Here is a 20,448-nt window from a genome sequence, read left to right on the forward strand (position 1 = left end):
ATTATAAAATCGCAATGGAAGTAAAACTGTGATCATTTTATTTATTATTACAGGGCTAATATTTTGTGGGGCGAGTGTGTTTTGCTTTTACAAAGCAAACTACTGCGCATGTACTCAAGCAGGACAATGTGATAACCCCGTAAACCATTATTGGTTAGGGGCAATGTTAAATGCGTTGATCTCTTTAGCGCTGTGCTGTTTTGCATTGCACGTAGAGCTAGGCACTTTGTTATGGTTAACACTGATGGGAAATTGCTTTTTGGGTGCGTTTATTTCTGCAAAACAAACTAAAAAAAGGCAATGCAGTAAGGCTAGTTCAACAAATGCTCTTTTAGCAGGCGAGACAAATTAATCTGATAATCTAAGGGCTTAACACTTGATAGTATTTTAAGCTCTTGGGTGTGCTCACTTAAATCGATGTCTTTCGGTGTAACATGATGATTGTGCTTAGCATTATAAAATAGCTTAACTTTAGGTTTAATAGGATTTAATACGTTCCCTTCAAGCACTAAGGCTAAACGTTCATTCGTTAATTTTACAATAGTTCCTACCGGATGAACCCCTAAACACTTTATAAAACGCTGTACTAACTCACCATCAAACAATTGCTTATTGGCTAATAAGTAGCGTAATGCGTTGATTGGTTCATCACCATCTTGATGCATTCTATCGGCAGTCATTGCATCGTACACATCTACAATTGCCATTATACGCGCTGGACGACTTAACTTCTCTGCCTGTAGGCCTCGCGGATAACCAGAGCCATCTAAGCGCTCATGATGATTTACTATCATATCAAGCATAAGGGGTGTTATACCCTTCTCGCCTTTAACTAAACCCAAACCTTGCGCTACATGCTTTTTAATCGCTAAGAGCTCATTATTAGTAACCTTAGTTGGCTTTGAAAATATACCCTGCGGTAATTTAGCTTGGCCTAAATCATGAAGTAACGCGCCCATGGCAAGCTCTTGCACAACAGCCATTTTGTACCCTAAATATTTAGCAAATACAGCGGTAAAAATGGCGCAGTTGATCATATGCCGCCAGTTATAGCTGTGTTTATCTTTTATACGAGTAAGAATAGTCATGGCGTTGGCGTTACGAAAAACTGAGCTGACTATTTCGCTGGCTATTTCATCAAGCACTTTTATATTAACACTCAGGCCAGATGTTAAGTCACCGTATAACGACTGTAGCTTTCGGCCATGCTGATCGTAATTGACACTCGCTTTAGCAAATTCTTGTTCAATTGAGATTGCTATAGGTGTTTTTTCGGCTTTTTGCTGGCTATTAGATGTTTTAGGTTTGCTTTGAGGCTTATATTTGGCAGGAACTGGGGCATCACCTTTAGTAAAATCTATAAGCAGCTCAAGCACCCCTTCAGAGACTAAACGCTTAATAATAGATCTATCGCGTACTAAGCCACTGGTCTTAATTTTTATGCTATTAATCCCTTCATGTTGCTTAGTAACGCTATCAACATACATACCAGGAGTAAGCTCAGACACGGGCAAAGTAATTAGCATAAAGGCGGGATTTTTCTATTAAGGAATATGTACCTTAAATAGCATTAATTAAGCCTAAAAGTCTAGTTTTTGAGTTGTAAGTAGTTATATATAACTAAAACCATTATTTACAGCCCTATTAGAGCTGCACTGTAATTCTGATTATTTTACTTTTTAATAATTAAACGCTTTCATCTCAACTACACTAAATTGCTTATCACTAAAAAGCAGGTGATTTAGCTATAAAATTTATCTAATCATTATAAAAAAGCGAACTTTATTAACCTTTCTTGAACATAATATTGTTTTGCCTCGGTCTCAATATACACAGCACTTAATAACAACTGCTTTAAATTCTTAAGAGTACTAATATATGACAAAACTAAACCCCCCCGTATCAAACCTAAGTGTGGCTGCAATAAACACAGCCTCGCCTTTGGGTCATATATTAAAAGTAGCCGCTCCACTGCTCGATAGCTTATTAGGTATAAATAAACTGCGTGATATATACCTCTCTAATAATTTATCGGGTTTAGATAAGCAGGAGTTTAGTGAAAAGCTTTTAAATGTTTTGGGTATTAATGTACTTGGCGCACAAGGTGTTATTAACAAAATACCTAAACAAGGCCCTTGCATAGTAGTATGTAACCACCCTTATGGCATGATTGAGGGCGTAATAATTGCCAAGTTACTCACCCATTATCGTAGCGATACTAAAGTAATGGCTAACGTTGGTTTAAAAATATTTACAGAAATTAAAGACTATTTTATATTTGCCAATCCGCTAAAACCAAAAGCAGCTATTAATACCAGTGCAATTAAACAGTGTTTTAAACATGTAAATAACGATGGTTTACTTGTGGTTTTTCCTGCTGGCAGGGTTTCGTTTTTTCAATCAAAAAAACAACGTGTAACCGACGGTCAATGGAATCGCTTAGCGGCTCAACTAGCCTTAAAAACACAAGCCCCTTTATTACCTGTGTTTATTAGTGGTCAAAATAGCCCTATGTTTTACAATTTGGGACGTATTTACTACCGATTTAGATTATTAATGCTAATACGTGAATTACTTAAAATTCAAAAAAGGTCCATTAATTTAGGTGCTGGTAATTTACTTACACCCAAGTTATTAAATAAGTTTGAGAAAACTGACGACATTAACGATATTGCGCGCCTGCTTTGCTATTTAAACGATGAACGCTTTGTAACACCTTGGCAAGAAGATGCCCAGTCAATGCAACTAAAAGCGATTATGCAGGATGTTGATAAAACAAAAATGACGAGTGAACTTGCTAGCTTACCAAGCGAGCAGCACTTATTAGACTTTAAAAGTTACTCCGTTTATTACGGTTATCAAGATCAAATACCTAATTGTGTTGCTGAAATAACACGCCTTAGAGAAATAACCTTTCGTACATTAAACGAAGGAAGCGGCGAGCCATGTGATACCGATAAGTTTGACGCAAGCTACATGCATTTATTTATTTTTGATCATAAAAATGAAGAGATTATTGGAGCTTATCGAATTGGAGAAACTGATTTATTACAAAAAAATAGCGACGTGAGCGCCCTTTATTTATCGCAAATGTTTAATTTTGAACCCTCTTTTATTAATCAACAACAGCCGTGCTTGGAAATGGGTCGCTCGTTTATAGTTCAAAAACATCAAGGCAGTTACCATGGCTTATTACTGCTATTTAAAGGGATCGGTGCGTTTATGGCGCAAAACCCACGTTATAGGACTTTATATGGCACGGTTTCATTAAGTAAGCTTTACGACCCTCGTTCTGTCGCAATTATTGACCATGCTATGGTTAATAATAAACAAGGTGTTAGCGCCAATACGCCTTTTAATAATAAAATTCATCCAGAGTTTGAAGACTTCATTAATGATCACACGTTAAACATAGATCATGTATCAACATTGGTTATGGGAATAGAAGAAGATAAAAAAGACATACCGATTTTATTAAAGCAATATCATAAGCTAGGCGCTCAATTTCATTGTATGGGAATTGACAGTAACTTTAATCACACCCCAGGATTACTTTTAAGTGTGCACCTACCAAGCGCGCCTGAAAAGCTACTTAAGCTCTATCTTGGCGATAAAAAAGATGGTTATATAAATCACTTATAATTTTTATCGCTGTATTAATACAGCAGATGAAAATAGAGCAACAAAAAAGTCGACGCAATTAATTGCGTCGACTTTTTTAGTTATGTAACAGCTATAAAAATATTTAGTTAAGCTGCAGCCACTTTTAAACAACTAATGCTGCTAATGAGCTGAGACTGCTTATCAAAATAATTAAAGCGTATAGTGTTACCAACTTTAATATGGCTAATACTGACTGTCATTGCATCTTCTCTTTGCATATTTACACCATATTGACCCTGCTCGGCTTTGCTGTAATGAAATGCTAAAAACTGCTCACTTGCAGGATATCTTAAGTCAATAAATTGCTTAAATTGTTGTTTACGCTTTTGTGTAACTGTTTCTAGCTCAACGCCAGATGACGTTGCAAGCGATTCAACTTGGCAATCGATTAATTGTTTTGAGTCCCATCGAACAAAAGCGATATGACCATTATTTAGCGATAATTTATCCGGAAAAATACACAATTTAAAAGGCGCGTAACCCGATAAATCCATATTTTTTAATTGAGACAATGCAGGGGTATTATTGCTTAGTAAATGCGGGATTAAGAGGCCTCTGCTGTGCTTTACGGCAGTTATATCAAATGCACTTTGATAATCGTTTAATAAAGCTAATGTTTGCCCCCAATGCGATACACCAAGCCAAGTACCACCGCCTTGCGGATCGATAGGGTAAATTGCGTTATCTGTGTGCTTACTCGGGGCGATTGCCATTTCTCGCGTTTTTTGTTCATCACGATTAAAAAACAACTCGTAGCCATCATCAGTTAGGAAGTAACTTAAAGTGCACATATTAACTTTGCAGTGATTTTAATTGGCTTTGTTGGCTTTTTTCTCTCAAAAAAGTGGCTGTACTTGGTGCTAACCCAAAGTTCTGGTCGAATGATGCTTTTTGTGCAAAGGTAATTTGTGAAATCATCGCATAGTGATGTACTGCATGGCTTCCTACAAATATAAGCTCTCGTGCTAATGAGGTTGTTACAGTTTGTACATTTTTACTTTTAATTGATACTTCGCTTGAAAGTAACAGCGGTTTATTAAAATCATCTGTACTTAGCTGTTCAATCCACGATGCTATCTCTGCAATTTTTTTCATAGCTTCACAGGGGTTACTTTCAATATTACTGCCGCGTAGGCGACTATCGTAATCAATATTATTTATACCAAAGCCCGTCATTAAAGATTGGTAATGATCGATAATGTGGCGCATATGTGACCCAGCTGAACTAATGAAATTAGGAGCAACGATTTGCGAATAATCCTCTTTAGTTACACTTTCAAGATAAGCATGTCCTTGAGCGAGTATTTCTAACTGACTATTTAACATTGAATCGGTTTTCCTCATTTATAATTTCGTCGTATATGCATACATAACGTTAGATAACATTTTGAATAATGCAATTTTGCATTGTATAAATAACTAGAAAGCTGTTCTTACAATAAAATTTCAAAATTTATGCAGTAATACATTTTTAAATATAAAAGTAATTAATGAGAAGCTAGATAATATAGAGGGGAATATTAGTAGATGTAAAAGCAAATGGCGCTCTCGGTAGGGATCGAACCTACAACTCAGCCTCCGGAGGGCCACGTGATATCCATTTCACCACGAGAGCACATTTGTTGCCGCCACACCAACTCGCGATATCAGTGCTTTAGCACCGGCAATGATAAAGATATATTTTAATAAATACCAGTAACATCAGCTTATATGCTTATTAATTAAGCTCTTTTAAATAAAACACTTCACAATGTCTTAAAAACACGCTATTTATTCTTATTGAATAAGAAACAGTAACGGTTTAGCAACATTGAAACTATGATTGTCGCTGTGAAAATGGATTTAATACGAGGAAATAATGATGAGTTTAATGTCTACTGAGCAAGTTGCTGAGTTTTTAGGTGTAAAAGTAGAGCGTGTAAAACGCCTAGCTAGAGAAAGTTTATTAATTGCTAAATCAGAAGATGAAAATGGTGAACCACAATTTGATACAGCCGAAGTAACAAAATACAAAGAGCTCGCCGAGCGCTTTGGTGGTCTTTAACATCTATAAAAAAGTATTATTAACGAGTTTAGTTAGCTGCGCGCGTAACATTACAGATTCATTGGTTATGCTGCGCTCTTCATACCAACCAATACATAACACTAAAAAAAACAGCTTATAGTAATTCAGCTTATCCATTGAAGGATTAAACGTTTTTGTTTTATCAACGCTATTTTTATAGCTATTTAATAACGCTGTTTCACTGCTCTTATTAAGATTAAAGCTCACTGCAAGGGCTGCCAAATCAAAATACACATCATTAGTTTGTGCATATTCAAAGTCAATTAAATACATGCCTGAAGCATTTACAATAATGTTATCTTTTACTAAGTCGTTATGACAAAAGCCTCCATTAAATGACATAGCTGCAACGGCTTTGAGTGCCTTCTCTATTTGAGGTTTATATTGCGTATAGACGTCGGTGCTTTGATAAAAATGAAGCTCTTTAGCTATATCCATTGGCGCGGTAGATACTTTGTAATTGTGCACTTGAGCAAGTTTATTAATAAAGCTAAGCGTTATATCCGATTGCGCGCTCTTGCCTTCAATATAATTAAATACCGCACGACCGTTTTCTTTATCAAGCCAAATAGGCGCAGGACATATATTAAAGTCACTTAAAAAGCGCTGCGCTTCAAGGCCGTCACTTGGCCAATGGCTTTTATAACACTTTAACAAATACCCTTGTTGCTCGGTACGTATTAAAAAATTATCGTTACTAAAGCCATTAAGTAATCGCTCGCTTGAAACAATGCTTGTAGGCTCTATAAACGCACTACACATTTTTACTAACTGAGTATGCTCAATCATTGATTAAAGCTGTGCTAGAGGCTTAGCTTGGCTTTGTTCGTACTCTTCGTACCAGGTTTTAAAGCCCCACGCTGCCATAATGGTATAAAATATAAAGAGTGCTAGCGTTGGGTAATAGCCTTTTTCGTAATATAAATACATAGAAGCGGCATCTATTACAATCCAGTACAACCAGTTTTCGAGGACTTTTTTAGCCACTAAGTAAGTAGTTACTACGGCAAAACATGTTGTAAAACTATCAAGATAAGCAAAATCGGCATGAGTATAGTTTTGCATAACGTAACCAATAATTATTGCAGCTACGGTTGTTAAACTAATTAAAACAGCATGACGGTTTATCGACCACGATGTAATATTTAAATTTGCAGCTTTGCCTTTACGCCATACAACCCAGCCAAACACAGCCATATACATATAATAAAAATTAAGTAATGACTCCATAAGTAATGCGCCATTCCAGTACATTATTGTATAAATGAGCGTGCTAAAAAATGCCGCTGGCCAACACCATAAGCTTTCTTTTATTGCTAATAATAAATAAGCCATCGACAACCCTACCGCAATATATTCCCAATGCGACATTGCTGTAAAACCACTTAAGGTTTGTGTTAAAAAGTCCATATTACGCAGTTACCGTTTAGTTGTGCCGATTGTTATACCAATCTGCTTATATACGGGGTCTATTTAACGTTAAGAAAATTACGCTAGAACTAGGCAAAAATTTTTGTATCTAGTTGTTCTAAATAGAAAATTTTTAACGACGTAATAGTGCAATTTAATTCGTTAAATTGATCAAAGATTTATGCAGGTTGGTATTATAGGTTATTCAGGCGATAAATCGCCAGAGAGAAACTTACATACAAAAATAGCTTTACCAAATTCTTCATATGAACGTTTAATTTCGGTATTTAACACCTGCATTACTAAATCGTAATCACCAAAAATTTGCGTTGATAACGTGTTAGTAATCACTTTTAAATCATCGTATTCGTTTAAGCGGTCAATAAAGCCCTGAATAAACGGGATATAATCTTGGTGAAGTGGATATTTACTGATCTCTACTGATAATTTCATTTTTGACTCTTTATTTTAATTACCGATTACAACAAGTCATTCAATGCTAGAGCCGTTATTAAATACAGTGTAAAATCACTGTAACACTCAATTGAAATGAGCTTAATATGGCACGTAGAATAACCTACAAATATAAAAACGAACCGCGCGAGATTAATTTCGCTAAAGATAAATACCACGACATGTATCAAGCAATTGCTGCCGCCGAAGGTATTGATCTGACTAATTACTTAAGCATGGTACAGCAAATAGAAATGACCTCAAAAGGGTCTGCTTCTGTTCGTAACTTTCGCGACCAAGAATTTGCCCGTATGGGCTTTAGCGACGTTTACTTTATAAAAGAGTAAATATCGCTTTATAACTGTATTAACGCTGATACTCATAACTTACGCGCGGTGTAATATTACATAATAGCTCGTAAGGGATAGTATCAGCGCATAATGCTATTTCTTCAACTGGTAGCTCAGGGCCCCACATAGTGACTCTGTCGCCCACTTTAATATTGTGCTCATTAGCGCCTATATCTACGCTAATCATATCCATAGCAACACTGCCGACAATACCATAACGCTGCTTGCCAATTATAACTGGCGTGCCCTCTTTGGCGTGCCGAGGATAGCCATCGCCATAACCCACAGCCACAACAGCTAACTTGGTTGGTTTATTACTTTTCCAACGTCCGCCATACCCTACCGCCTCATTGGCTGGGACATTACGCACTGCAATTACGCGCGTAGTTAAGCGCATAACAGGCTTTAATTTGTGTTGTTGGCCAATACTATTTACCATTGGCGATACGCCATAGAGCATAAGCCCAGGGCGTACCCAATCACCATGACCGCTTGGCCATGCAATAATACCGGCTGAATTTGATAAACAATGTGCCTGGTCAATGCCATTCACTAAATTATCAAATAACGTGATTTGTTGAACCGTTTTAGCATTATCAACATCATCAGCACACGAAAAGTGGGTCATTAAATTAACGGTATTTTTAGCGTTAGGTGTTTTTTGCAAACGGTTATAAAACTCTTCAAACTGCTCTGGCGCAATACCTAATCGATGCATACCTGTATTTACTTTTAACCAGCATGTTATTGGCGCATCGAGCTTTGCTTTTTCAAGCGCGGCTAATTGGTATTCGTCATGAATAATAGTTTGAAAGTTATTAGCAAGTAAAATAGGTAAGTCGGCTTTGTTAAAAAAGCCTTCTAGTAAAACTATCGGCTTTGTTAAGCCCCCAGCTCGAAGGGCAAGTCCTTCATCTATACGCGCCACAGCAAATGCGTCAGCATTATTTAAATGCTGCGCAATCGTTACTAAACCATGCCCGTAAGCATTTGCTTTTAGCACCGCCATTACTTTGCTGTTAGGTGCAAAGCACTTAACTTGCGCTAAATTATGCGCAAGTGCAGCTAAATTAATTTCAGCAGTGGCTAAGCGCATTAGTAATCGTCATCTACCGCTGGTCCCGCGTAATTATCAAAGCGAGAAAATTGACCTTGGAATGTTAAACGCACTTTACCAATTGGGCCGTTACGTTGTTTACCTATGATAATTTCGGCAATACCTTTGTCAGTACTGTCTTCGTTATAAACTTCATCACGGTAAATAAACATGATTAAATCGGCATCCTGCTCTATCGACCCTGACTCACGTAAATCTGAGTTAATAGGACGTTTATCGGCACGTTGCTCTAGCGTACGGTTAAGCTGCGAAAGCGCAACAACCGGACATTTCAGCTCTTTTGCTAGTGCTTTAAGTGAACGTGAAATTTCAGCAATTTCGAGCGTTCGGTTATCAGCAAGGCTTGGTACACGCATTAACTGCAAGTAATCGACCATGATCATACTAATGCCACCGTGGTCGCGGGCTATACGCCTTGCACGTGAACGCACATCGGTAGGTGTTAAGCCCGACGCATCATCAACGTACATTTTACCTTTTTCCATCAACAAGCCCATTGTTGATGAAAGTCGTGCCCAATCGTCATCATCTAATTGACCAGTACGTACCTTAGTTTGGTTAATACGGCCAAGAGACGCTAACATCCTCATCATAATTTGTTCTGAAGGCATCTCTAGCGAGTAAATTAATACTGGTTTGTCTTGAGTCATTGCAGCATGTTCTGCAAGGTTCATCGCAAAAGTGGTTTTACCCATTGATGGACGCGCTGCAACAATAATTAAGTCAGATGGCTGTAAGCCCGTCGTCATTTTATCAAGATCGGCATAACCTGTACTCACACCCGTTACACCATCTTGTGGCGATTGATAAAGCTCTTCTATTTTATCAACGGTTTTTTCGAGGATGCTATGAATGCTTTGCGGGCCTTCATTATTTTTTGTTCGTTGCTCTGCTATTTTAAACACTTTGCTTTCGGCAAAATCGAGCAAGTCGTGACTGGTACGCCCTTCGGTGTTAAAACCTGCTTCTGCAATTTCGTTCGCTACGCCAATCATTTCACGTACAACAGCACGTTCGCGTACAATACTTGCGTAAGCGTCAATGTTAGCAGCACTTGGCGTGTTTTTGGCTATTTCTGCTAAATAAGCAAAGCCACCAATTCCTGCAAGTTTATTATTTTTTTCTAAACTTTCAGAAATCGTGATTAAATCTATCGGATCGCCAATCTCAGCAAGTGCCGTCATCGCTTCAAAAATTAACTTATGCGTGCGGGTATAAAAATCCTGTGATACAACAAGTTCAGCTACGCGGTCAAACGCTTGGTTATCAAGCATTAAGCCACCTAAAACAGATTGTTCAGCTTCTATTGAATGGGGAGGAACTTTAAGAGTGTCGACTTGCTTATCTGGTCTGGCCATAACTTCACAGTAGTAAAATTGAATGGCTCTATTCTATCGACTTGAAGGGGCTGTGCAAATAGAAAAGCAGGAAATCTTTTCCTGCTTTTTGTAATCGTGAAGGTGAATGAGCGTTATTTAATACGAAGCTCTATGCGCCCACTAATTGTATCCATTTCAACATTAGCATTACCGCCATTAATGTTAAATTCTAAATTACTGGCTGGGCCATATTTAGCTTTATTAACTTTATCGCTAGTAATTTTATTAATGATTTTGCCATTAGCGTGCGCTTTAATTTCAAAATTTGCAGATACGCTGTCAGGAAAGTAAAAATCACCATCGCCACTTACCGATTCAAAACGTACATCAGCGCCTTTTAAAAGCTCTTTAATATGTACTTCGGCTTCGCCATTCACCGTGTTAATACGTAGGCTTTTAATTGACGATAGCGTAAAGTCTATATCGCCATTTACATTTTCAAGGCGCACATCATTGGCGCTTGAGGTTGATTTAATATCGCCATTAACAGCGCTAAAACGTAGCTCACCACTTGATTCTCTATCGTTAATTTCGCCATTAACGGTTTCAAATTGAATATTACCACTTAGGTTTTCTGCATTTACATCACCATTTACGGTGGTGAGCTTAATGTTGCCAGTAATATCATCTACCGTAATTTCGCCATTAACCACGTCAACTTCAGCGCCATTTTTTAGCTCTTTCGCAGTCACCGATACATTAACTCCAGCAAACTCTAAACTACTGCTTTTAGGCATAAATATGGTTAGGCTTGAGCCATCGCCATTATTACTCCAATTTGATTTACGTGGCATTTTTACAATAAACTGAGTTTTATCGCCATTTGTTTTAAGCTCATAACCCTCGGCTTTGTCATCAAGCTCGCCAGATACTTTAAATTCGTTTTTATCCCAGCCTGTAATATGTATATCACCGCGTTGGTTTTCAATAAAAATAGTGCCGCCACTTGGTACGTCTATTTGCTTATCTATTTTTTCACCCGCTAATACCGCCAACGGAAATAAGCTCAGTCCTAATAAAATCGCTTTCATGTCGTACTCCTAAATGTGCTGCCAACGTGGCGCGTGCACCTTGTTAATTAAATCAAGTTGTTGTTGATATATTTGCGCTAACATTGTTAGTAGCGCTTGGTTTTGTGGCTCATTTTCAAGAACTTGCTTTATTGCTTGCTCTGCGTTTTCAAGCTCTTGTAGCTGCGTTTGCCAGTTAGTGGTCAATGCTTCTTTATTTTCATATTCAACCAACAAACTGTTTTTTTGCGCCGAAAAGTAATCACTTATAGCCACTACGGGTTGTGGCTCGGGCGCTATAACAAATAAATTTACAGCAATTAAAGCAGCTAATGTGCAGGCAGCTATTGCTGTTAGTTTTGGCCAAATAGCAGTGCCTTTTAGGTCCTGCTTATTACTAACCATTGCTCGCTCAATTCCCGCCCACAGGTCTTTTTGTGGCGTAATGTCTTTATCAAGCGTGTTTAATGACTCATTTAAATAGTCGTCAAAATTTGGTTTATTCATTTTCATACCACTCTTGTAGTAGCTGCCTAGCACGATGATATTGCGATTTACTTGAACCAACAGCCATACCTAACTGATCGGCTATTTCCTCGTGCCTGTAACCTTCGATTGCAAACAACACAAACACCATACGTGCGCGTTCAGGGAGCCTTACTATTAATTTATCGAGACCATTTAAGCCTTTGCAGTCATTAGCTGATTGCTCATCCATACCGCAGTGTTCAATGCTCACTACTTTTTGCAGCCAATTTTTTTGCTTGCGTAAGTAACTAATTGCTACATTACTGGCAACGCTGTAAAGCCAAGTAGAAAACTGCGAGCGACCGTCAAATTGCGCTATTTTACGCCATACCTGTACAAACACTTCTTGGGCTGCATCTTCAGCATGCGCTTGGTCCGCTAATAAGCGTAAACATAAACCGTAGACTCGTTTTATATGTAACTCATAAAGCGTTGTGTATGCGCCTTGATCACCTGATTTAATACGCTCAATGAGTTTAGCTTCGCATAAAGGCGTTTGTTCGGGTCTAACGTGTAACATCCGTGATGTCGCCTTTTAATTATTATTATTGAGTTAGTGTATTGATAAGTTAGACGTAATAACAGTTCGAAAAGGTTTAAAGGGAATGAAAAAATAATTGAATAAAAAAGGGGCTTATACGAGGTTGTATTTAACAGTGCCCTTAACTAATTAAAATTAGCCAAATTACAGACACAAAAAAGCCGTGCTAATAGCACGGCTTTTGTCGCTTAATTAAAAATTAAGCTTCAGCGATTACGATTACTTTAATAGTAGCCGTTACGTCTGAGTGAACTGAAATTGATACGTCAAATTCACCTGTCTCACGGATAGTACCTAGAGGCAAACGAACTTCTGACTTAGCAACTTCAACACCAACAGCTGAGATAGCGTCAGCGATGTCACGAGTACCGATTGAACCGAATAACTTACCTTCGTCACCAGCTTTAGATACTAATGTAACTTCTGCTAATGCTTCTAGTTTTTCAGCGCGTGCTTGTGCAGCAACTAACTGTTCAGCGATTTTCGCTTCAAGTTCTGCACGACGAGCGTCAAACGTTTCAATGTTAGCTTTAGTCGCAGGAACTGCCTTACCTTGAGGGAAAAGGAAGTTACGTGCGAAACCAGATTTAACTACAACCTGTTCACCTAGGCTACCTAGGTTAGCGATCTTATCTAGTAGAATAACTTGCATGTTTCTACACCTTTTAAAAACTGTTAATCCGCTGCTTACTTATGTAAGTCAGTGTATGGAAGAAGGGCTAAGTAGCGAGCACGCTTAATAGCAGTTGCTAGCTGGCGCTGAAATTTAGCGCTAGTACCTGTGATACGGCTAGGTACGATTTTGCCACTTTCTGTAACATAGTTTCTAAGAGTAGCTAGATCTTTGTAATCGATTTGTTTTACGCCTTCCGCTTTAAAGCGGCAGAACTTACGACGTCTGAAATAACGTGCCATGAGATTAATTCCTCAAATAATTCTTTCTATATGCTGAGCATGCAAAACCAATTGGCTAAGGCCGTTACGACCTTCGTGGCGATTTAAAAAACCACTCACTTGCAATGCCTGCCCAACGTGCAAATGTTGAGTCTGTTGTTGCATTTGCTTTCCACTGGCAACTACCTGAAGCCTCACGTAACTATTACGGTTAAGGTCTGCTTCGGTTTGCATCGATTTATGTTCTACAACAAAAATACAATGCGGGATGCCAGCAGGGCTTTGGCTAAACTTGGGAGTTTTACAAACTACCCCAGATATAACCAGCTGATTCATATATGGGCTAACCATTATAGTAACTGCTGATTACATGCCATGCTAGGACTCAAAACAATTAAGCAGCTGGTGCTTCTTTCTTCTCTTCTCTTGCAAGAGGAGACGCTTCAGTTTCAGCAGTTTTAGTGCGGATAACTAAGTTACGAAGCACTGCATCGTTGTAGCGGAAAGTAGTTTCTAGCTCGCTGATTACTTCAGTTGGTGCTTCAACGTTCATAAGAACATAGTGAGCTTTATGAAGCTTGTTAATTGGGTAAGCCAATTGACGACGGCCCCAATCTTCAAGACGGTGGATAACACCACCAGCTTCAGTGATAGAACCAGTATAACGTTCGATCATACCAGCAACTTGCTCACTCTGATCTGGGTGAACCATGAATACGATTTCGTAATGACGCATGGATATTCCTTACGGTTAATAGAGCCTTCTACCGTTTCGGCCGGTCGGTTTAAGGCAAGGAATTAATAGTTTAAAAGCCGAAATGAGTGCGCATTTTACGCTTAGACGGATAATTAAGCAAGCAGGTTTTTTAAGCTTTTATAGATAAGAGTTAAAAGGTAATTATTACGAGCTTCGCTCGTCGCGTCAGCAAGCTGCTCGCCTACCGAAAAAGTTAAGCACAGAGTGCAATGTCTCTTGTAGAAGCCGAGCTTACTCGCGTGAAAAGCGATAGCTTTTAATTGCTTAAGCTTTATGTTTACCCCGAAAATATAAACATTTACTCAAGCTTAAAGCCGTGCAATTATTAAGCAATACATTATTAAATAAGGATATTTATGAAGCTCTTACTATCGCTTGTATTAATACTTACTTTTAGTACACCATTTTTAGGCCACGCAAAAACCAATACAACTGACATAACCGTTGGTAAAAAAGTCATTCTGCAATCAAAAATACTTAACGAAGATAGGCCTATCAGAATTTTCATACCTGAAACTGTAAAAGACGATCAGCCACTTTATGTTATTTATTTACTTGATGGTGTTGAGCACTTTCATACAGCGTCTGGTGTTATTAAATCCCTTGTTGATTACGAGCAGATACCTAACGCAATGCTCGTTGGTATTGATACAACTAACCGTGTTCGCGATTATTTACCAAAAGTACAAGGTGAACCTAAAACAGAGTTTCAAACCTTTGTTAAAAATAAATGGCCTGACGCAGGGCAAACTGACGAGTTTTTGAAGTTTGTTTCTGACGAACTTATGCCATACATAAATTCTAACTACTCAACTAACGGCTACAACACCTTAATTGGCCACTCTAATGCTGGTACTTTGGCGCTTTATACTTTAGTTAATCAGCCTGAGTTATTTAATAACTATATAGCTATAAGCCCAAACAGTTGGTGGAGTGATGAAGAATTAAAAAATAATATTATAAAATACACTAAAAATCCTAAAGGTGATCAGGCGTTATTTATTAGTGTAGCAAGCGAAGGAGCACGCTTTTATACAGGCGTATTAAATACTTTGGTAAATTTAGAACAACAAACGCCCTCGCAGCTTAAATGGGAATATAAGCATTACCCCGCTTTTACTCATATGGGCACCATACTACCAGCGCTTAGCGATAGCCTAATTCACTTATTTAGCGACCTAATATTTAAGGTTACTGACGAGCACGGAAAGTTTGCTGATATATCGCTCATTACAGGTTATTACCAAGCACTTAGTGATAAGTACGGGTTTGAGCTTAAAGCTCCACAAGATGTATACGTAGAGTTTGCTCATAGCCAGCAAAAGTTTGGTAATACAGCTAAAGCTATTACAACGCTTAAACACTTTACTACCGATTACCCAAATGCAACTTATTCTCACATGCGTTTATCGCAAGGGTACACTGCAGACAAACAGTTTAAAGAGGCTGTTACCAGTATGAAATACGCATTAGAACTTGCTAAGCAAAACTCGCGAGATCCAATGTTAGTTGATGCGCTCAAAGATATGGTGAATGAAGCACAAGAGAATTTGTAACTGATTTAACGCAAAGCGCTTTTTAACTAACGATAGTAATTACGAGCTACGCTCGTCGCGTCAGCAAGCTAAACGCCTACAGGTAAAATTAAGCTCAGTGTTAAACTTTGCATGTAGACGCCGAACTTGCTCGCGTGAAAAGCGCGGCTTTAAATATCTGTATTACAAATAAAGTGCTGTAAAGTAAACTCTATAATATAAAACATTTAATAGCCTAGGTACTATATGCTCTTCTTTAGCAAGAAATGGATATTCCGCTCAGTTGTATTTGCTATACCGATTTTATTTGGCACTTACTCTATTTTAATTCAAAACGTGTCTATAGCTGATAAATGGAGCGCTATCGGAGGTTGGGCTGGAGGCTATACTGCCTTTATTACTTTAATATTTGCTATATACCAATATGAAAAGCTTTCAGTCACAGTTGATAAAGAAAAACTAGCTTTTCATACGATCCCCAAACTACTAAACAACTTAGATACTTTAAGAATACTGCCTATTACAGTTTTAGAAATTGATAAATGGGGTTTATATGATGAAGAGCGAGAAGATAAAGTCTCATTTATTAATAACCTCCATGAATTAAATAAAAAAAGAAGTGAAGAGCTACTTACTAAGGAAATTTTATTCGATGAATTAAACTCACAAGTTGATAAATTAAAGTTTAAAGGTTTTCGTTTTAAAAATGAATTTGAAGAAAATCTTATTAGTCTAAAGAATGACTTTGAGGACATGTTAAAAATTGAGCAAGGTATTAAAAACACTTTAAGTGGTATAAATATCAATACAGATATTCACACGTACCGTGATTCATCTTTATTCAACTTAGAAAATGACAATAAAACAAAGATAGGACATATTATCCTACAAGGTAAATATAAATCGCTAGATGAATATATAGCCAGCCTAAGAGAAAGGCTTGTACGACTAAAAAGTGAAATAAGGTATTGATGCTTTTTAAATCAAGCTGATCGCTTTACTTTATCCGTTGGGTTTCGCTTCGCTCCACCCAACCTACTTATTTGCCTATCGCTTCTTTGGCGAACAGGTGCTTGATTGGCCCAAGATTATCAACTAATGATAGCCCTACTCCACGAATAAGTTTTTTAACTGAGTTTGCACCTTCAAATAACTCTTTTAACCCTTGCATCATAGCGATGTGCTTTTGTGCATCGAGCTTACGAGTGCGCTCGTAATCGCGCAGTGTGCGAGTGCTTGCAAACTCCTTGCTATCGCTTGTTAAAAGCTCAATTAAATAAGCCGCATCTTTTAGGCCTAGGTTCATACCAAGCCCTGCAAGTGGATGGATTGTATGTGCAGCGTCGCCAATGAGTACCACTTTGCCTGAAACCCATTGCTGGGCGTAGCGCATTTTAAGTGGGAAAGCAGTGCGCTTACTTTGCACTTCACACAAACCGCATTGACCATCTATTGCAGCCATTACGGCTTTATTAAAGGTGTTATCATCCATAGCAAGGAGCTCATCGCAGTGGTTTGGGCTGGTAGACCACACAATTGAATGGGTATTTGCATCGCTCAGAGGTAAAAATGCGAGTGGCCCTGTTGGTAAAAACACTTGACGTGCGGTGTTTGCATGTTGCTCTTTAGTCTTAACAGTGGCGACTAGCGCATGGTGATCGTAATCTTTAAAGCTAAGCGCCATATTAAATTGTTTACGTATAGCTGAATTTGCACCATCAGCCGCCACTAGCAGTTTTGCAATAATTGGCTCGCCGCTTTTAAGTGTTATAAATACATCAGATTCGCTTTGATGTATTTGCTGATACTGTGTATCAAATATTAGTGTTGCACTACTTTGTTGCTCTAGCTCTTTTATAAGCGCAAAGCGGATAATGTCGTTTTCAACAATATGGCCTAAATGTTCAAGCTCAAGTTGCTCGTTATTAAACGCTATTTTGCCAAAGCTGTCGGCATCACGTACGTCCATATGTGTATAAGCGCACGCTCGCTGTGCGATAATTTCGGGCCATACGTTTAATTGTTCAAGCAAGGTTTGACTTGCAATGCTTAACGCACTTACACGCAAACCATATTCGTCAGTTGGTAACGCTTGTGTTGGTGCGCTGTCGAGTACAACGACGCTTATATCGGCTTTTGCCAATCCAAGTGCTAGTGTTAGCCCTACACAGCCGCCACCTACAATACAAATCTGTGCTTGCTTCATAAACGCCTACCTTGTTTAACTTGCCCCATTAACTGCTTGGTTAATGGCGCTTTTAATGCGGGAAATAAATCCATCGAAAACAACCCAATACTGCGCCCCAATGCGAGCACTCGCGATGAGTTCGAAAAAAGCCTAACAAGTGCGTCGGTTAAACTCATTACGGTTTTTATATCATCACTGCGCTTTTTTGAATATTCACGTGTAAACGCATAGCTGCCTAAATCGTGTTGACTATTTGCTATTAAATTATTAAGTACTTGTACGTCGCGAAGACCTAAATTAAAACCTTGCCCTGCAATAGGATGAATAGCATGTGCAGCATTACCAATAACCACTGTACGGTGCGCAGTTAAAGACTCTACTTGCCCGTAAACGAGCGGGTAACTCGTGCGCATGCCCACTTTAGTAAATTGACCACCGCGATAACCAAACGCGCTTTGCAGGGCACTTAAAAAGCCTTGTTCACTGAGTGCCATGTGCTGTTCAACCTGATCTTGGCGCATACACCACACTAACGAATAACGGTTATTGCTCATGGGTAATAACGCCATAGGCCCGTTTTGTGTAAAACGCTCAAATGCATGATTATTATGCCCACCAGCCACTTCTACATTAGCAATAATAGCGCCTTGTTCATAAGGCTGGGTATTAAAACCAAGCCCAAGTAAACTACGTGTTGGTGATTGTGCGCCATCAGCAATAACCAATAGCTTGGCGTTTAATTGCTCGCCGCTTTGTAAGGTGAGTGTATTGCTATGCAAAGTTTGCTCAATGGCAATTACGCTATCGGGGCACAAAAGCGTAATATTTGACTGCGTTAAACGCAGGTGAAGCGCTCGGCCAAATGGATTTACTTCTACTACGTAACCAAGTGAGGGCTTAGCAAATTCGTCGCAATTAATGTGCGCTTTGCCAAAGTGGCCTCTATCAGACACGCTCACTTTTTTGATTGCTGCGGTGTAAGAGGCATTTTGCTCAAATAAATTGAGGCTTTGTAAATACTCTACCGATTGCTGAGCAAGTGCAATGCTTCTGTCGTCAAAGCTTGGGTGATAGTCGCCGGTTACTTGATTAGCTTCTACAACGGCAATATTTAACGCGGGATTAGTTTTAGCCACACTTAATGCGCAGCTTGCTCCCGCTAAACCACCGCCAATAATAACTACATCAAACTGCTTAGCCACTATACTCTCCGAGCTTTATACGTTTTTAGCACTTTGCATAAGTGCTTCTATATCGCTAATTTTTTTAGGTACGCTTAGGGTCAAGTTTTCATGGCCGGTTTCGGTAACTAGCAAGTTATCTTCGATACGAATGCCAATGCCTTTGTATTTTTGCGGTGCGCTTGAGTCTTCGCTTATATAAAGCCCTGGCTCTATGGTGAGTACCATACCGGGCTCAAATGCACGCTCAGCGTTATTTACTTTGTATTCGCCAACATCATGTACATCTAAACCAAGCCAATGCCCAAGCCCGTGCATGTAATATTCTTTACACGCACCTTTTGCCATTAGCTCGTCAAAGTCGCCGGTTAAAATACCTAAATCGAGTAAACCTTGGGTCATTACTTCCATTGCTAGTTTATTAGCATACGACATATAACCACCGGGTTTTACTTCATCAAAAGCAACTTCTTGCGCTTTAAGTACAATATTATAAAGCGCGGCTTGCTCTTCACTAAATTGACCATTTACCGGAAATGTACGCGTTATATCAGCAGCGTAACCTTGTAACTCACAACCGGAGTCTATAAGTACTAGGTCACCACTTTTTAAAACATCGCTATTTTGTGTGTAATGTAAAATATTGGCGTTGTCGCCACTACCAACAATTGTGCCGTACGCAGGATGAGGCGCACCATTCATAGCATAATGATGATGTAGCTCAGCCTCTAGCTGAAATTCAGTAGCTCCGGCATATGAAAAACGCATGGCGCGCATGTGCCCTCGCGCACTAATTTCGCAGCCTTCTCGCATAACATCTATTTCACTTGGCGATTTAAACAAACGCATTTCGTGAATAAGGCCACGTATTTCTTTTAAAGTACTCGGTGCTTTAAGGCCTTTTCGAGAGCCACTTCGAAGTGTACCTAGTAACGAAAACACTTTGGTATCAAATGAGGGGGAAGCACCTTGTGCAAAATACAGCGCATTTTTTGCATTTAGCATATCGAGTGTCTTATCGTTTAATTCACTTAGCGGGTAAGCTTCATCAAACAAGTAGTCACTTTTAGCTTTATCAAAGCCAACTCTGCGGCCATGCCAAATTTCTGCAAGCTTGTCTTTATCTAGGCAAAATAAAGTACTGGGTGCATCGCTGTTATTACAGAGTACAAGTACGGCGTCGGGTTCGTTAAAGCCAGTTAAGTAAAAAAAGTCGCTATCTTGTCTAAATGCATATTCGGTATCGCGGCTGCGCGTAACTTCGCTCGCAGCGGGAATAATAGCAACGCTATTTTCATCCATTTGAGCAAGTAAGCGCTCGCGACGTGCTTTAAATTCTGACTTTTGTACTTCAACCATTATTAACCAACCCGTTTT

General features: G+C 38.8%; 24 protein-coding genes and 1 tRNA gene. 6 read left to right on the forward strand and 19 right to left on the reverse strand.

What is annotated here, in order from left to right:
* The first annotated feature begins 28 nt into the window (after nt 1-28).
* Complete coding sequence (locus PARC_RS21820) at nt 29-352, forward strand: hypothetical protein (protein WP_033012404.1); 324 nt, start codon at nt 29-31, stop codon at nt 350-352.
* Here the strand turns inward: PARC_RS21820 and PARC_RS14355 are convergent.
* Nucleotides 312-1,526 carry a cyclic di-GMP phosphodiesterase gene (locus PARC_RS14355; RefSeq protein ID WP_010554883.1) on the reverse strand — a complete coding sequence of 405 codons (1,215 nt, stop codon included), beginning with the start codon at nt 1,524-1,526 and terminating at the stop codon, nt 312-314. The genes PARC_RS21820 and PARC_RS14355 overlap by 41 nt on opposite strands.
* Before the next feature lie 352 nt (nt 1,527-1,878).
* On the opposite strand from PARC_RS14355, the gene PARC_RS14360 reads away from it, so the two are divergent.
* Nucleotides 1,879-3,642 (forward strand): bifunctional lysophospholipid acyltransferase family protein/GNAT family N-acetyltransferase, encoded by a 1,764-nt coding sequence (locus PARC_RS14360; protein WP_010554884.1) that lies wholly within the window; start codon nt 1,879-1,881, stop codon nt 3,640-3,642.
* Between the two features lie 107 nt (nt 3,643-3,749).
* Here PARC_RS14360 and PARC_RS14365 read toward each other — a convergent pair whose 3' ends face one another.
* From PARC_RS14365 to PARC_RS14375, 3 genes are all read right to left on the reverse strand, one after another.
* Nucleotides 3,750-4,454 (reverse strand): NRDE family protein, encoded by a 705-nt coding sequence (locus tag PARC_RS14365; protein WP_010554885.1) that lies wholly within the window; start codon nt 4,452-4,454, stop codon nt 3,750-3,752.
* Between the two features lies 1 nt (nt 4,455).
* Nucleotides 4,456-4,989, reverse strand: a complete 534-nt coding sequence (locus tag PARC_RS14370) for a hypothetical protein (RefSeq protein ID WP_010554886.1) — start codon at nt 4,987-4,989, stop codon at nt 4,456-4,458.
* A gap of 214 nt (nt 4,990-5,203) precedes the next feature.
* Nucleotides 5,204-5,278: transfer RNA gene (locus PARC_RS14375), tRNA-Arg, on the reverse strand.
* A 246-nt stretch (nt 5,279-5,524) separates the two neighbouring features.
* Between PARC_RS14375 and PARC_RS14380 the strand changes: the two genes are divergently transcribed.
* Complete coding sequence (locus tag PARC_RS14380; RefSeq protein ID WP_010554887.1) at nt 5,525-5,707, forward strand: hypothetical protein; 183 nt, start codon at nt 5,525-5,527, stop codon at nt 5,705-5,707.
* Between the two features lie 3 nt (nt 5,708-5,710).
* Here the strand turns inward: PARC_RS14380 and PARC_RS14385 are convergent, their stop codons facing one another.
* The 3 genes from PARC_RS14385 to PARC_RS14395 form a co-directional block, all read right to left on the reverse strand.
* Nucleotides 5,711-6,517 carry a phosphotransferase gene (locus PARC_RS14385; RefSeq protein ID WP_010554888.1) on the reverse strand — a complete coding sequence of 269 codons (807 nt, stop codon included), beginning with the start codon at nt 6,515-6,517 and terminating at the stop codon, nt 5,711-5,713.
* A 3-nt stretch (nt 6,518-6,520) separates the two neighbouring features.
* Nucleotides 6,521-7,138: a nicotinamide riboside transporter PnuC gene (pnuC, locus tag PARC_RS14390; RefSeq protein ID WP_010554889.1), complete on the reverse strand. Its 618-nt coding sequence runs from the start codon at nt 7,136-7,138 to the stop codon at nt 6,521-6,523.
* Between the two features lie 201 nt (nt 7,139-7,339).
* Entirely contained in the window at nt 7,340-7,591 is a 252-nt protein-coding gene (locus PARC_RS14395) for a hypothetical protein (protein ID WP_007587304.1), read from the reverse strand.
* A gap of 107 nt (nt 7,592-7,698) precedes the next feature.
* Between PARC_RS14395 and PARC_RS14400 the strand changes: the two genes are divergently transcribed.
* Nucleotides 7,699-7,938, forward strand: coding sequence for a DUF2960 domain-containing protein (locus PARC_RS14400; RefSeq protein WP_007587305.1), 240 nt, complete (start codon nt 7,699-7,701; stop codon nt 7,936-7,938).
* Nucleotides 7,939-7,957: 19 nt separating this feature from the next.
* Here PARC_RS14400 and alr read toward each other — a convergent pair whose 3' ends face one another.
* The 9 genes from alr to rpsF all read right to left on the reverse strand — a co-directional run bounded on the left by alr (nt 7,958) and on the right by rpsF (nt 14,146).
* On the reverse strand, nt 7,958-9,037 hold the full coding sequence (gene alr, locus PARC_RS14405; RefSeq protein WP_010554890.1) for an alanine racemase: 1,080 nt from the start codon (nt 9,035-9,037) through the stop codon (nt 7,958-7,960).
* A complete protein-coding gene (gene dnaB / locus PARC_RS14410; protein ID WP_010554891.1) occupies nt 9,037-10,416 on the reverse strand; it encodes a replicative DNA helicase in 1,380 nt (459 codons plus the stop codon). Before dnaB ends, alr begins: the two co-directional genes overlap by 1 nt.
* 113 nt (nt 10,417-10,529) lie before the next feature.
* Nucleotides 10,530-11,468, reverse strand: a complete 939-nt coding sequence (locus PARC_RS14415; protein ID WP_010554892.1) for a DUF4097 family beta strand repeat-containing protein — start codon at nt 11,466-11,468, stop codon at nt 10,530-10,532.
* A 9-nt stretch (nt 11,469-11,477) separates the two neighbouring features.
* Entirely contained in the window at nt 11,478-11,960 is a 483-nt protein-coding gene (locus PARC_RS14420; RefSeq protein WP_010554893.1) for a hypothetical protein, read from the reverse strand.
* Nucleotides 11,947-12,495, reverse strand: coding sequence for an RNA polymerase sigma factor (locus tag PARC_RS14425; RefSeq protein ID WP_010554894.1), 549 nt, complete (start codon nt 12,493-12,495; stop codon nt 11,947-11,949). The genes PARC_RS14420 and PARC_RS14425 overlap by 14 nt, the downstream gene beginning before the upstream one ends.
* A gap of 220 nt (nt 12,496-12,715) precedes the next feature.
* Nucleotides 12,716-13,168 carry a 50S ribosomal protein L9 gene (gene rplI, locus PARC_RS14430; RefSeq protein WP_002962755.1) on the reverse strand — a complete coding sequence of 151 codons (453 nt, stop codon included), beginning with the start codon at nt 13,166-13,168 and terminating at the stop codon, nt 12,716-12,718.
* A gap of 35 nt (nt 13,169-13,203) precedes the next feature.
* Nucleotides 13,204-13,431, reverse strand: a complete 228-nt coding sequence (rpsR, locus tag PARC_RS14435; protein ID WP_007378475.1) for a 30S ribosomal protein S18 — start codon at nt 13,429-13,431, stop codon at nt 13,204-13,206.
* 12 nt (nt 13,432-13,443) lie between these two features.
* On the reverse strand, nt 13,444-13,761 hold the full coding sequence (gene priB, locus PARC_RS14440; RefSeq protein ID WP_004588456.1) for a primosomal replication protein N: 318 nt from the start codon (nt 13,759-13,761) through the stop codon (nt 13,444-13,446).
* A 43-nt stretch (nt 13,762-13,804) separates the two neighbouring features.
* On the reverse strand, nt 13,805-14,146 hold the full coding sequence (gene rpsF / locus PARC_RS14445; protein ID WP_007378473.1) for a 30S ribosomal protein S6: 342 nt from the start codon (nt 14,144-14,146) through the stop codon (nt 13,805-13,807).
* 377 nt (nt 14,147-14,523) lie between these two features.
* On the opposite strand from rpsF, the gene PARC_RS14450 reads away from it, so the two are divergent.
* Entirely contained in the window at nt 14,524-15,723 is a 1,200-nt protein-coding gene (locus PARC_RS14450) for an alpha/beta hydrolase-fold protein (protein ID WP_010554895.1), read from the forward strand.
* A gap of 225 nt (nt 15,724-15,948) precedes the next feature.
* Nucleotides 15,949-16,674 carry a hypothetical protein gene (locus PARC_RS14455; RefSeq protein ID WP_010554896.1) on the forward strand — a complete coding sequence of 242 codons (726 nt, stop codon included), beginning with the start codon at nt 15,949-15,951 and terminating at the stop codon, nt 16,672-16,674.
* Nucleotides 16,675-16,741: 67 nt separating this feature from the next.
* Here PARC_RS14455 and PARC_RS14460 read toward each other — a convergent pair whose 3' ends face one another.
* The 3 genes from PARC_RS14460 to pepP are packed head-to-tail and all read right to left on the reverse strand — an operon-like array spanning nt 16,742 to nt 20,430.
* Complete coding sequence (locus PARC_RS14460) at nt 16,742-17,908, reverse strand: FAD-dependent monooxygenase (RefSeq protein ID WP_010554897.1); 1,167 nt, start codon at nt 17,906-17,908, stop codon at nt 16,742-16,744.
* The gene (ubiH, locus tag PARC_RS14465) at nt 17,905-19,092 is read right to left on the reverse strand and encodes a 2-octaprenyl-6-methoxyphenyl hydroxylase (protein ID WP_010554898.1); all 1,188 of its coding nucleotides are present in this window, start codon (nt 19,090-19,092) and stop codon (nt 17,905-17,907) included. The genes PARC_RS14460 and ubiH overlap by 4 nt, the downstream gene beginning before the upstream one ends.
* A gap of 15 nt (nt 19,093-19,107) precedes the next feature.
* Nucleotides 19,108-20,430, reverse strand: a complete 1,323-nt coding sequence (pepP, locus tag PARC_RS14470) for a Xaa-Pro aminopeptidase (RefSeq protein ID WP_010554899.1) — start codon at nt 20,428-20,430, stop codon at nt 19,108-19,110.
* Nucleotides 20,431-20,448 lie beyond the last annotated feature (18 nt).

This window comes from Pseudoalteromonas arctica A 37-1-2 (genome assembly GCF_000238395.3).
In the GTDB taxonomy this organism is placed as follows: Bacteria; Pseudomonadota; Gammaproteobacteria; order Enterobacterales; family Alteromonadaceae; genus Pseudoalteromonas; species Pseudoalteromonas arctica.

What these genes read in the sequence shown, in the direction of transcription:
- rplI (WP_002962755.1), bottom strand. Translation starts at nt 13,168, where the DNA reads ATGCAAGTTATTCTACTAGATAAGATCGCTAACCTAGGTAGCCTAGGT.
- PARC_RS14360 (WP_010554884.1), top strand. Translation starts at nt 1,879, where the DNA reads ATGACAAAACTAAACCCCCCCGTATCAAACCTAAGTGTGGCTGCAATA.
- PARC_RS14370 (WP_010554886.1), bottom strand. Translation starts at nt 4,989, where the DNA reads ATGTTAAATAGTCAGTTAGAAATACTCGCTCAAGGACATGCTTATCTT.
- PARC_RS14415 (WP_010554892.1), bottom strand. Translation starts at nt 11,468, where the DNA reads ATGAAAGCGATTTTATTAGGACTGAGCTTATTTCCGTTGGCGGTATTA.
- pnuC (WP_010554889.1), bottom strand. Translation starts at nt 7,138, where the DNA reads ATGGACTTTTTAACACAAACCTTAAGTGGTTTTACAGCAATGTCGCAT.
- PARC_RS14425 (WP_010554894.1), bottom strand. Translation starts at nt 12,495, where the DNA reads ATGTTACACGTTAGACCCGAACAAACGCCTTTATGCGAAGCTAAACTC.
- alr (WP_010554890.1), bottom strand. Translation starts at nt 9,037, where the DNA reads ATGCGCTTAGCCACTGCTGAAATTAATTTAGCTGCACTTGCGCATAAT.
- rpsR (WP_007378475.1), bottom strand. Translation starts at nt 13,431, where the DNA reads ATGGCACGTTATTTCAGACGTCGTAAGTTCTGCCGCTTTAAAGCGGAA.
- rpsF (WP_007378473.1), bottom strand. Translation starts at nt 14,146, where the DNA reads ATGCGTCATTACGAAATCGTATTCATGGTTCACCCAGATCAGAGTGAG.
- PARC_RS14355 (WP_010554883.1), bottom strand. Translation starts at nt 1,526, where the DNA reads ATGCTAATTACTTTGCCCGTGTCTGAGCTTACTCCTGGTATGTATGTT.
- PARC_RS14450 (WP_010554895.1), top strand. Translation starts at nt 14,524, where the DNA reads ATGAAGCTCTTACTATCGCTTGTATTAATACTTACTTTTAGTACACCA.
- PARC_RS14365 (WP_010554885.1), bottom strand. Translation starts at nt 4,454, where the DNA reads ATGTGCACTTTAAGTTACTTCCTAACTGATGATGGCTACGAGTTGTTT.
- PARC_RS14380 (WP_010554887.1), top strand. Translation starts at nt 5,525, where the DNA reads ATGAGTTTAATGTCTACTGAGCAAGTTGCTGAGTTTTTAGGTGTAAAA.
- priB (WP_004588456.1), bottom strand. Translation starts at nt 13,761, where the DNA reads ATGGTTAGCCCATATATGAATCAGCTGGTTATATCTGGGGTAGTTTGT.
- PARC_RS14455 (WP_010554896.1), top strand. Translation starts at nt 15,949, where the DNA reads ATGCTCTTCTTTAGCAAGAAATGGATATTCCGCTCAGTTGTATTTGCT.
- PARC_RS14420 (WP_010554893.1), bottom strand. Translation starts at nt 11,960, where the DNA reads ATGAAAATGAATAAACCAAATTTTGACGACTATTTAAATGAGTCATTA.
- dnaB (WP_010554891.1), bottom strand. Translation starts at nt 10,416, where the DNA reads ATGGCCAGACCAGATAAGCAAGTCGACACTCTTAAAGTTCCTCCCCAT.
- pepP (WP_010554899.1), bottom strand. Translation starts at nt 20,430, where the DNA reads ATGGTTGAAGTACAAAAGTCAGAATTTAAAGCACGTCGCGAGCGCTTA.
- PARC_RS14385 (WP_010554888.1), bottom strand. Translation starts at nt 6,517, where the DNA reads ATGATTGAGCATACTCAGTTAGTAAAAATGTGTAGTGCGTTTATAGAG.
- PARC_RS14395 (WP_007587304.1), bottom strand. Translation starts at nt 7,591, where the DNA reads ATGAAATTATCAGTAGAGATCAGTAAATATCCACTTCACCAAGATTAT.
- PARC_RS14460 (WP_010554897.1), bottom strand. Translation starts at nt 17,908, where the DNA reads ATGAAGCAAGCACAGATTTGTATTGTAGGTGGCGGCTGTGTAGGGCTA.
- PARC_RS14400 (WP_007587305.1), top strand. Translation starts at nt 7,699, where the DNA reads ATGGCACGTAGAATAACCTACAAATATAAAAACGAACCGCGCGAGATT.